12 protein-coding genes are annotated in these 11,469 nt (G+C 39.4%); 10 read left to right on the plus strand and 2 right to left on the minus strand.

From position 1 onward, the window contains the following. Positions 1-94: 94 nt before the first annotated feature. Positions 95-1,444 carry a spinster family MFS transporter gene (locus HJG58_RS10170; RefSeq protein ID WP_017481019.1) on the minus strand — a complete coding sequence of 450 codons (1,350 nt, stop codon included), beginning with the start codon at positions 1,442-1,444 and terminating at the stop codon, positions 95-97. 399 nt (positions 1,445-1,843) lie between these two features. Next, complete coding sequence (locus tag HJG58_RS10175) at positions 1,844-2,311, minus strand: MarR family winged helix-turn-helix transcriptional regulator (RefSeq protein WP_000884020.1); 468 nt, start codon at positions 2,309-2,311, stop codon at positions 1,844-1,846. A 150-nt stretch (positions 2,312-2,461) separates the two neighbouring features. Here HJG58_RS10175 and HJG58_RS10180 point away from each other — a divergent pair, with 150 nt between their 5' ends. The 10 genes from HJG58_RS10180 to feaR all read left to right on the plus strand — a co-directional run bounded on the left by HJG58_RS10180 (position 2,462) and on the right by feaR (position 11,333). Continuing rightward, entirely contained in the window at positions 2,462-3,571 is a 1,110-nt protein-coding gene (locus tag HJG58_RS10180; protein ID WP_170248773.1) for an amidase, read from the plus strand. 36 nt (positions 3,572-3,607) lie between these two features. Next, positions 3,608-4,756 carry an acyl-CoA dehydrogenase family protein gene (locus tag HJG58_RS10185; protein WP_170248854.1) on the plus strand — a complete coding sequence of 383 codons (1,149 nt, stop codon included), beginning with the start codon at positions 3,608-3,610 and terminating at the stop codon, positions 4,754-4,756. A gap of 25 nt (positions 4,757-4,781) precedes the next feature. Continuing rightward, positions 4,782-5,141 (plus strand): hypothetical protein, encoded by a 360-nt coding sequence (locus tag HJG58_RS10190; RefSeq protein ID WP_000387554.1) that lies wholly within the window; start codon positions 4,782-4,784, stop codon positions 5,139-5,141. Between the two features lie 10 nt (positions 5,142-5,151). Then, complete coding sequence (locus HJG58_RS10195; RefSeq protein WP_170248774.1) at positions 5,152-5,679, plus strand: nuclear transport factor 2 family protein; 528 nt, start codon at positions 5,152-5,154, stop codon at positions 5,677-5,679. A gap of 29 nt (positions 5,680-5,708) precedes the next feature. After that, positions 5,709-6,986 (plus strand): aromatic ring-hydroxylating oxygenase subunit alpha, encoded by a 1,278-nt coding sequence (locus tag HJG58_RS10200; RefSeq protein WP_170248775.1) that lies wholly within the window; start codon positions 5,709-5,711, stop codon positions 6,984-6,986. Positions 6,987-6,996: 10 nt separating this feature from the next. Beyond that, positions 6,997-7,482 (plus strand): aromatic-ring-hydroxylating dioxygenase subunit beta, encoded by a 486-nt coding sequence (locus HJG58_RS10205; RefSeq protein ID WP_002120925.1) that lies wholly within the window; start codon positions 6,997-6,999, stop codon positions 7,480-7,482. A gap of 10 nt (positions 7,483-7,492) precedes the next feature. After that, the gene (locus HJG58_RS10210; RefSeq protein WP_170248776.1) at positions 7,493-8,230 is read left to right on the plus strand and encodes an SDR family NAD(P)-dependent oxidoreductase; all 738 of its coding nucleotides are present in this window, start codon (positions 7,493-7,495) and stop codon (positions 8,228-8,230) included. Positions 8,231-8,264: 34 nt separating this feature from the next. Next, the gene (locus tag HJG58_RS10215) at positions 8,265-9,218 is read left to right on the plus strand and encodes a PDR/VanB family oxidoreductase (protein ID WP_170248777.1); all 954 of its coding nucleotides are present in this window, start codon (positions 8,265-8,267) and stop codon (positions 9,216-9,218) included. 45 nt (positions 9,219-9,263) lie between these two features. After that, on the plus strand, positions 9,264-10,220 hold the full coding sequence (locus HJG58_RS10220) for a p-hydroxyphenylacetate 3-hydroxylase reductase component (protein WP_080592267.1): 957 nt from the start codon (positions 9,264-9,266) through the stop codon (positions 10,218-10,220). 198 nt (positions 10,221-10,418) lie between these two features. Then, positions 10,419-11,333 (plus strand): transcriptional regulator FeaR, encoded by a 915-nt coding sequence (feaR, locus tag HJG58_RS10225; RefSeq protein WP_170248778.1) that lies wholly within the window; start codon positions 10,419-10,421, stop codon positions 11,331-11,333. Positions 11,334-11,469: the final 136 nt, after the last annotated feature.

Here is an 11,469-nt window from a genome sequence, read left to right on the forward strand (position 1 = left end):
TGTAAGCCAGTCCTCGGCACTAAATAATTTCTAATATTTCAGTACTCTCTAAGCGTTTAGTTAGAGAGTACATTTTTGCAATTGGTGAAACCTATTAATTTAATTTTTCAACCTTCATGCTTTCACTAAAGAATTTACAGCCTTTAAAAAGCAGAATTAGAGCCAGTACACACGACAGACCACCTACAATAGATAAAGAAGAACCCACCATTAACGGACTACCAAAAACTTTATCTGTGATAATGGCCACCAATGTTGTACCAATGCCGAGCCCAATTAAGTTACTCACCAAAAGGAAGAGGGCAGAAAGGCGTGCTCTAAATTGGTTTGGGGCTAACATTTGCAAAGCAGTTGCTGAAATTACTAGAGGGAAAGATGCAAAGAACATTGCAGGAATCAGTAAGCTAACTGAAAGCCAGAGTTGATCTGTTTGGGTAAAAAATGCAATTGGAATAATCAGGCCAACAATACCAATTACACCAGTGAACATTGGTGCATCTTGGCGCCCTTTTTTAATAAACCAGTCATTTAGCCAACCTGCACAAAATACGCCTAATGTATTTGCGACTAACAGAATGGTACCAAGCATATAGCCTGTTTCAGTCGGCGCGAGTTGAAACTTACGAATATAAAATGCAGGTGTCCAGCTAGTTAGGCTATAGAGTGCCATTGCATAAAAGGTAAAACCTAAATAATGACAAGCAAATGTTTTCGAATGTTTTTTAATAAACTGAAGGCATTGTGTGAATTTAACTTGGTCAACTTGTCCATTTGGGTTGAGTTGCTGGCCTTTACGTGCAGGGTCTTTAACGGTGAGGATAAAGAGCAAACCAATAATAATGCCGGGTAAACCCACCACTAAAAAGGCAATTTGCCATGCTTTAAGTGCACCCAATAAAGGAACCTCAATAAGTGTCACGCCTTTAAGCAGGTTAATCACATAACCACCAACTAAAAAGGCGATACCTCCACCTAAGAAAGCGCCAATTGAATAGATCCCAACAGCGCGGCCTAGTTTGTCTTTACTAAACATGTCACTAAACATTGAATAAGCAGCTGGAGATAAAGCCGCTTCACCGACACCTACCGCCATACGGCTTAAGAACAGTTGAATAAAGTTTTTACTTAAACCACAAGTTGCTGTTGCCAGACTCCAAACAATAATCCCGATTGAAATTAGTTTTGGTCGTGAAAAACGGTCAGCAATGTAGGCTAAGGGTAAACCCATCACCGCGTAAAACAGTGAGAAGGCGAGGCCATGTAATAAGCTAAATTGAGTATCTGAAAGTTGGAGGTCTGCTTTGATGGGTTCAATCATCAGTGCCAGAATTTGGCGGTCAATAAATGAAAATATATATGCCAACATACAAAGTATGACCACATACCATGCATATGCATTGCTTTTCTTCTGGGTCCTTTCAACAGCGATATTACTTTGGTTCATACACTTAATCCTTATGTATAAAACGCTTAAAGAAATTGATATCTAACTTTTATTATTCCTCTAAAGTTTTCGATATTTCCCCCTTTTAGATAAGAATAATAAATAGGCTAGAAATGAGTAATTTGGTCTCGTACAGACCGGAAGAGTGCGTCTAAACCCAATTAGGAGTTAATGGGATTTTTAAGGTCATGGAATTATTATTTTCTTTTTATATGTAAAATTCCATTACTTATTGAGTATGTTAGAATACCTAAAAAGTATGTTAAGTAATTATATATAGATAAGCTTGTGATATAAAAATTGATTTTATTTATTTTTATTGTTTTAACGAAAGAGCAGCTAAAGAAAAAGAAATTTTTAACTGCTCTAAGAAAGCTAATTTATCATAATGAGAAATATTTAACTGGATGGCATCAGGTCAAATAATTTTTTTAACTGGTTATTTAAATTATGTAGCTCGTCTTCTGAAAAAGCGTTAAGGATGCCTGCCAAGGTAACCACACTAATCTGATTAATCTGTTCAACCAACTCAATACCTTTGGCCGTTAATTTCACCATCGAGATGCGTTCATCAGAAGTAGAAGAGTAGACCTCGACAATTCCATCTTCTACCAAGCGATATACAGCTTTTGTTGCCGTTGTTAACTTTAAAGTAGAAAGATTAGCAATGTCGGTAATACTGGCTTCCCCAAGGGCATTAGTGCTTAAAATAATTTTACGGCGTGTATTATCAATACCTAGCTTTTTTATTGATTTTTCAATCAGTTGTGAATACTTTCCATTCACTTGGGAAACCCAAAAAAAAGGGAAATTTTGAATACTCGACGGTTCTTTATTAGGAAGAAATTGTTCTAAATGATCAAGCATAGCTAAGCAATAACTTAGTGAAAAAAGGGTAATCCTATTATAAACAAAATTTTGCATATTTCCTTGAGAACAAATTATAAAAAAATACTTGACAATTCCATTAAATTTTCCGATATTTTAATTAATCGATAAAAATACATGGAAAAGTGAATGAATATTATTAGTCAAGAAGTGCATAAAGGAAGTGGCAAGCTCAAGGTCATGGTGAAAGACACAATTGATATTCAAGGTCTAAAAACCATTGCTGGCAGTCGAGCTTTATTAAATGTTGAACTTGCTCAGGATGATGCTGAGGTCGTTAAAAACATTTTACAAGCAGATTGTGAAATTATTGCGAAAACGAATTTGCATGAATTGGCTTTTGGCATTACCGGCATTAACCACGCTTTTGGTACACCCATTAATCCTAAATATCCTGAACTTATTCCTGGTGGCTCTTCAAGTGGTTCTGCTGCGGCTATTGCAGCAAAACAAGCTGACTTTACTCTAGGCACAGACACGGGCGGTTCTATCCGGATGCCCGCTGCATGTTGCGGAGTTTTTGGTTTAAAACCGACTTTTGGTCGGGTAAGTCGCAAAGGCGTATATCCGCCGTCGAGTTCTTTAGATTGTGTTGGTCCTTTTGCAGATTCAATTGAGATGATTGAAAAAGCCATGCAAATTATTGACCCAACTTTCAAGCCTACTGAATGTACTAGTGCACCAAAACTTGCTGTTCTCGATGTAAGCGCAGATGAGGTTGTTTGGAACTGTATCCATCAAGCACTTCAAAAAGCTAATTTACAGACCACTTCAGAAAAAGTTGAACATTTTGAAGCAGCCTATGATGCAGGAATGCAGATTATTAATTATGAAAATTGGCAAGCTTTTGGTGAGTTAACCAAAACAGGTTTAATTGGTTCTGATGTAAATGGTCGTTTATTAAAAGCAGCACACACCACTTTAGAGCAAGTAAAACAAGCCGAAGTTGTGAGAGCGCAACTGACTCAAGAACTCGATGCTTTATTAGAAAAATATGATGCATTGGTTTTACCGACACTTCCACAAATTCCACCGAAAGTTTCTGAAGCTAAAAACACTGTCGCTTTTTTGAATCTTACAGCTTTAGTTCGACCATTTAATTTATCAGGACATCCAGCCATTTCAGTGCCACTTGAAACCAGTGACGGTTTACCAGTGGGCTTACAGATCGTATCAAAGCATCAAAAAGATGAGCAATTATGCGCTATAGCTAAATTTTTTGTTGATGCAATGCAATAAATTACAAGGAGTTAGATGATGAATAAGTTGTCTAAAATGGAGTTTGCTTCTCAAGACAAAGCAGTTGACTTAGACGCTTTGTGTCAAGAAATTCGTGAGCGTGCCTGTGCAGGTGAGTTTGATAATCAGGCCTACGTGAGCCAAGACATTATCGAAAAACTTAAACAGATTGGTGTTTATCGTGCCTTGGTGCCTAAACGTTTTGGCGGTGAAGAATGGTCTCCACGGCAATTTTGTGAGTTGATCGAGACTTTATCTAAAGCTGATGGTTCAGTCGGTTGGGTGGCAAGTTTCGGTATGAGCCCTGCGTATTTAGGAAGTTTGCCTGAAGATACACTGAAAGAATTGTACCAAAACGGGCCAGATGTGGTGTTTGCCGGAGGTATTTTTCCACCGCAACCTGCTGAAATTACCGATGAAGGTGTAGTGGTTCGTGGACGTTGGAAATTTTCCAGCGGTTGTATGGGAGCGGACATTGTTGGTGTGGGGATTTCACCGCTTAAAAACAATGAAATGCAAGGCTTACCACGCATGGCAGTGATGCCTGCCAAAAAAGCCAAAATCGAAATGACTTGGGACACCGTTGGCCTAAAAGGTACAGGAAGCCATGACTTAGTCGTCGAAGATGTATTAGTCGAAAAGAAATGGACCTTTGTACGTGGTGAACCTTCGAAACTAAGTGAGCCATTTTTTAAATATCCGTCACTGTCTTTAGCTACGCAAGTATTAACCGTGGTGGGTATTGGTGTTGCAGCTGCCGCATTAGAAGAATTTGAAAAATTAGCCCCGGGTAAAGCATCTATTACAGGCGGTTCAGAAATTGCCAACCGTCCAGTGACTCAATATGAGTTCGCTCAAGCTGATGCAGAGTTTCAGGCTGCAAAATCTTGGTTTTATCAAACCATGGATATTGTTTGGAATGAAATTATTGCTGGTCGTGAAGCAACAGCTGAACAGATCAGTGACATGCGTTTGGCATGTACCCATGCAGCGCGAGTTTGCGCCAAAGTCACCCGAAAAATACAAATGCTCGCGGGTATGACAGCGATTTATACCAACAATCCATTTAGCCGTTTTGTAAATGACACCAACGTGGTGACTCAGCATGCATTTATGGGCGATGCGACTTTACAAAATGCAGGCTCAATCAGTTTCGGGTTAAAACCAACCCCAGGTTATTTATAAGTTTAATTTTTAAAAGGATATTGAAATGGAAGCTAAAAAATCATTACGCGTCTTGTTCTGCATGGGTATTAACCAAAACTTTTTTGATGCAGAACCTGCTGAAGCAAAAGCGGTTTGGGCAGCGTTTGGTGAAATGTGGAATGGCATTCATGACTTACCGGGTGTGCATGTTTTTGGAAATCTTGATGATGACCAAAGCATGGTTGGCCCAAGTGCAGGTTGGCCATGGACGACATACTTGCTTGCAGATGTTCCAGATATTGAAACAGTTCATGCCGCTTGTAACTTGTTTAGAACTACGGTGGTGGGTGAAGGTCCATACAAACTTTGGAAATATTGCAAAGTTGAAGCTCGTGTTGGACGCGAATTAATTATCCAACGTTAAGGCGACCGTAATGAATGACAAAGTGAATTTTGCAGAAATCATAGAGCGGCTAGAACAGTTAGAAGCGCACAACGCCATTCGTAACTGCCTGAACCGTTATATGGAAATCTGTGACGAGCTTAATGCAAATACAGACCTTGATGAGCTGATGAATCTTTTTGATCAAGACTGTATTTGGGAAGGCGTTGGCGAGAAATATGCCAAATCCTTTGGCCGTTATGATTCTTGGCAGTCGATTTACGACATGTTTAAAAGCTATACCCAAAAAGAATCTCACTTTGTTATGAATGCCCACTTTGTGAATTCAGAACAAATTTATGTAAATCAAAATGATGCAAATGCTTCTTGGCTGATGTTGCAAACTTCAACATTTAAAGATGGCCGTAGTCATCTGAATACAGCAAAGCTCAACGTGAAGTTTCAAAAGCAAGCAGATGGAATATGGAAAATTAAACATTTCCAAACACAGAATATTTTCAGTCGTCCCGTATCGCATTGGCACAGCGAAGCCGAATTGCCGGTACCTTCCCATGAATGACCCAGGACATATTTAAAAGGACTATTGATATGAACAGTATTATCCCAACGCATAACATTGGCACTGATTACGATGCTTTGGTTCAAAGTGACCGTGCTCATACTTCTCTTTATAAAGATGAACGCATTTTTGATGAAGAGATGGAAAAAATCTTTTATAGCACTTGGGTGTGGGTTGCACATGCGAGTGAAATTCCGGAAGGCGGAAGCTATAAAACTATTAATATCGGTAAACAGCCTGTTGTTGTGGTGCGTGACCGTAAAAAGAAAGTCCATGTACTTTTAAATCGTTGTCGTCATCGTGCAGCAACCGTATGCGAACATAAAAAAGGAAAAACTAATAGTTTTGTATGTCCGTACCACGGTTGGAGTTATGCACTTGACGGTAGTTTACGTGGTGTGCCATCTCCGGAAAGCTACGGCGATTGTTTAGATAAGTCAGAATTACCGCTGGTGAGCCTACGGGTAGAAGAATATAACGGCATGATCTTCGCTTCATTTAAAGAAGACATTCAACCGCTTGATGAGTTCCTTGGGCCAGCAAAAAAATGGATTGATCTGTTTATGAAACAAGGCGCGGGTTATCCAATTAAAGTGTTGGGTGAACACCGTTTCCGTTTCCCGGGTAACTGGAAAATCCAGCTTGAAAATACTACAGATGCATATCATTTCCCGTTAGTACACAAGTCATTCTTAAGTTCTGTAGATGAAAAAACCGAAGAGCTCTTTAACTTCGAAAACCAACCGGGCTTTGTTGAAGACTTAGGAAACGGTCACAGTGTCATGGTGATGATTCCTGAACTGGTCGATTTAGAAGAAGAGCTCATGGAACGTCCAATTCAAGAGCGTTTCGAAGACTTGGCTCAAGCTTTGCGCGACGAAGGCCATGAGGAATTAGAAGTACGCCGTATTGTGCGTGCAGTTGGTGGTTCTGGCTTTAACTTAAATTTATTCCCGAATATTGCATGTTCAATGGCGTTCTTCCGAGTGTTACAGCCAATTTCAGTTGCTGAAACAGAAATTCATCACTCGGTGATTACGATGGATGGTGGTCCGCAAATTGCCAACCAATATCGCTTACGTTTGCATGAACATTTCCAAGGTCCATTTGGTTTTGGTACGCCAGATGACTCTGAAGCTTGGGAACGCGTACAACACGGTGCCAATGCTGGTAATGATTTATGGATCATGCTCAACCGAGGTTTGCCGGGCGAAGTCAAAACTGAAGATGGCTTAAAAAGTGATGTCAGTGCTGAAACAGGTATGCGTGCAGCATATCAGCAGTGGAAAAAGATGATGACGGCTTAAGGAGAGAGCAATGAATATGAATCTGCAATTATTAAATGAAGTCACTGCTTTCATCTGGGCTGAAGCAGATATGTTAGATCACAGTGAATACCGTGAATGGCTCAATTTATGGAATGAAAAAGGCGTTTATATCATCCCAATTGACCCAAACTTAACGGACTACGAAAACAACTTAAATTATGCCTATGACGATAATCATATGCGTACTTTGCGTGTACAGCGTCTTGAAAATGGTGAAGCGATTTCTACAGCGCCTAAAGCAAATACTGTGCGTAGCATTTCTCGTGTACGAGTGATTCAAGATCAGGATGATGAAATCGTTTTACGCTGTGCTCAAAACTTACGTGAATTCCGTAAAGAAAACCTCAAGCATTACACAGCTGATATTACCTACCATCTAACTCGTGATGCAGCTACAGGTTTTAAGATTAACCGTAAAATCATTAACTTGGTTAACTCAACCGATACCTTAGCTGGTATTAGCTACATTCTTTAGGAGCGGTAACATGAAACAGGTTGTTTTAGTGACAGGTGCTGCTTCTGGACTCGGTAATGTGATTGCTGAATATTTTGCGAGCCAAGGCCATCAAGTGATTTTGTCGGCAAGTACGCTTGAAAAAGCCGAAAATGCCAAGGCTCAAAGTCAGTATGCCCAAAATATGTTTCCCTTGAAATTAGATATTTCGGTTGAGGCAGATTTTTATGCAGCAGTGCAATTGATAGAAGAGAAATTTTCTAAACTTGATGTGTTAATTAATAATGCTACCGTCACCAAAGCAACGCCAGTATTACAAATTACCGCAGCCGATTTTGATTGGGTGACCCAAGTCAACCAACGCGGTACCTTCCAAGCTTGCCAAATTATTGGTCAATATATGGCTAAAAAGGGTTATGGACGCATCATAAATATGGCGTCGTTAGCAGGACAAAATGGCGGTACTGCAACAGGTGCACACTATGCGGCAACCAAAGGTGCGATTGTGACTTTAACCAAAATTTTTGCTAAAGAATTTGCTGCAAAAGGAGTGACGGTCAATGCGGTTGCACCGGGCCCAATGGAATCTCCAATTGTTCATAGCGTGGTGCCAGATGAAAAAATGGAACAGTTCATCCAGAATATTCCGGTTAAAGCCTTAGGAAGTATGCATTTTATTGCTGAAACTTGTGGGTTGCTTGCGAGTCCAAATGCGAGTTTTGTGACTGGTGCAACATGGGATATTAACGGTGGTTTATTCATGCGTTAAGCCAATAGGCTACGCATGAAAAGGGAGTTAAATCATGACTACACTTTATGATGTTGTCGTTAAAAATCGCCATGTTGAAGGCGGAAATATTGCAGTCATGGAATTTGAGTCTGCAACTTCTGCAACATTGCCAAAAGTTGAAGCTGGTGCACATATTGACGTGCACTTACCGAATGGTATGGTGCGTCAATATTCACTTTGCCAAAATCCAAATGATGAAGGTAAGTTCCGCCTTGGAATTTTACGTGACCCTGAATCACGTGGTGGCTCAGTTTCGGCTTTTGATGAAATTAAAGATGGCATGCAAATTCAGGTGAGTGAGCCAAAAAATTTATTTCCACTTTTAAAAGCCAAACACAGCGTATTGATTGGCGGTGGAATTGGAATTACGCCGTTAATCACAATGGCATATCAACTTGCACATGAAGGCGAATCATTTGAGCTTCACTACTGCGGGGCTAGCCCAGAAAACTGTGCTTTTGTTGATGAAATTAAAAATGGTGAGTTAGCAAAACACACAACTTTTCATTTTAAATCGGAAGGTGCAAGCCACCGAGCATTTTTTGAATCTGCCATTAAAGATATTGATCTTGAGAGCCATATTTACACCTGTGGTCCAGTCGGTTTTATGGATTGGGTGATTAACCTTGCTACGACTCACAATTTTCCTGAGCAGCAAATCCACAAAGAATATTTCCAAGTCGAAACTGACACCTCGGGAGATTCATTTGAAGTGGTGGCTGAACGTAGCGGAAAAATCATTATGGTTGAAGCTGGTGAAACCATTTTGCAGGCTTTGGCTAAAGAAGGCATCGAGATCGAAATGTCATGCGAGCAAGGCGTATGTGGAACCTGCATGTGTGATGTGATTGAAGGCGAACCCGATCATCGAGATGTTTATTTTACTGATGAAGAAAAGGCCAGCAATGAGCAAATATTGGTGTGCTGTTCACGCTCTAAAACACCGAGATTAGTTTTAGATATCTAATGCTCTCGCGATTTATATGGATGTAAGAGAAGGTTTAGGAGAAAGATGATGAATGTATTACAACAAATAGATGAGTTTACGGTCGATCCATTACAGTTCCGACGAGCATTAGGAAATTTTGCAACAGGCGTTACCATTGTTACCGCACAAAATGCACAAGGTGAGAAAGTCGGTGTAACCGCAAATAGTTTTAACTCGGTGTCTCTCGACCCACCACTTATTTTGTGGAGTATTGATAAAAAGTCTTCAAGTTTTTCGGTATTTGAAGAAGCGACACATTTTGCCGTCAATATTTTATCGGGCACGCAAATTGAACTGTCTAATAAGTTTTCGAGACGCAATATTGATAAATTTGCAGACACAAACTTTCAACTTGGTGCTGGACGCGCACCAATTTTAGAAAATTGTTCTGCGGTGTTTGAGTGTGAACGTTATCAAGTGATTGAAGGTGGTGACCACTGGATTATTGTTGGCAAGGTAGTCCGTTTTCATGACCAAGGTCGAAGCCCGTTGGTCTACCATCAAGGCGCATATTCTTGTGTCATGCCGCATCCAAGCCTTCAAGTGAAACAAACTGAAGAGAATGGCGTAGACCAAACACATTATGGGCACTTATATAATAATGTTTGCTATTTGATGAGTCGTGCTTTTAAAGCTTATCAGACTGACTATATTCCTAAACAAATGGCTTCTGGATTCCGTACCAGTGAATCACGGCTGTTGCTGGTTTTGGCAAGTGGTACTGCTTCAAGTAAAGAAGATTTACCACGAGATATTGCTATGCCAATGCAAGAGGTTGAGAGATCGGCCGAAATTTTAAAATTTGAAGGATTGCTGGTCGATCACGATAATTTATACGCACTGACCGAGAAAGGTAAACAAACGGCACAGTATTTATTTGATATTGCCGATAGCCACCAAAATGAAGTGTTTAAAAAATATTCTGAGGAACAAAAGGATATTTTTATTACCATGCTGCGAGACTTTGCAGGAGTAGCATAAGCCTCATTAAGCTGATAAATTGAATTGATTTATCAGCTTCTTTACATCTAACTGACTATCATCAAAAGAATTCCAAGGATAAGGAATTTTTGGCACATAAATTGTTTATCAATAAAACAAGATTGTAAATAAGCCAAGACAGTGCACCACCACAAACGCAAAATCTTGAGCGGTGGCACATGTATAGAGAGGTAAGGGATGAACCAATATGTAAGTGATGCTTTACTCACATGGACGCACCATATTAAAAGTGTGTGCGGCAATTTTGAAACCGATTTTGACGGAACCCGTAATTTATTCATTGGTGAAGTTCAGTGCTTTTTATTGGGCGATACTGAAATTGCTTTTATTAAAAACAATGCCAATAAAATTGTCCGAAAAGCCGATGAAATTGATCGAGTGAATAACCGTTTTTGTTTTTTGATTTTGCAGTATTCGGGAAAAATGCTGCTCGAGTATAAAAATGAAACGCTAAGCCTGAATGAAGGCGATATTGTGTTGGTCGATCCGGTCGAAACCATTTCGATGTATCCGCAAGGTTTGGTAAGTCAGATTTCTGTCCATCTGTCGCGTGAAAAATTACTGAAAGAAAATATTAGTACCGAATATTTTGGAAAACTGATTACGCAAAATATGAGTGGTTTTTTACTCAAGAATATTTTGAAAAATATGTCTGCTGAAAACATCAAACTTTGGTACGCAACCGAAGACGGTAATGCTTTTGAAGATGCGTTAATTGCCCTAATTAAACCTACAATCAATTATAAAAATATTAATAGTTCCAATAACCTGATGGAAAAAGCCGAGCGTTTTATTATTGAGAACTTAGCAAAACCAGATTTAACTCCTAAATTAATTGCAGAACATATTGGGGTATCTCTACGCCATCTCTATCGTCTATTTCTTCAAGAAAATTTATCTATTAACAAATATATACAGCTCAAACGCCTAGAAAAAGTCAAAGCAGATTTACTTGATAAAAAGAACAAACAGAGTTCGATTACCCAGATTGCCTTGAAATGGGGTTTTTGGGACGGGGCGCATTTCTCAAAGATCTTTAAAAAGACTTATGGCATTTCTCCTAAAGAATTTAGAGAGGGTATCTCGGTTTAAAACTTTCATCTCTCAATGTCATTTTTAGACAAGTTCGACGTCATTCTTGAACAAGCTAGCCCTATGTAACTGTGTTGAAATTAAATTCATTAGAGCAGGCTAGATAAGCTTAATAATCATAAAACTATTAAGTTAA

Source organism: Acinetobacter geminorum, from assembly GCF_013009345.1.
Classification (GTDB): Bacteria; Pseudomonadota; Gammaproteobacteria; order Pseudomonadales; family Moraxellaceae; genus Acinetobacter; species Acinetobacter geminorum.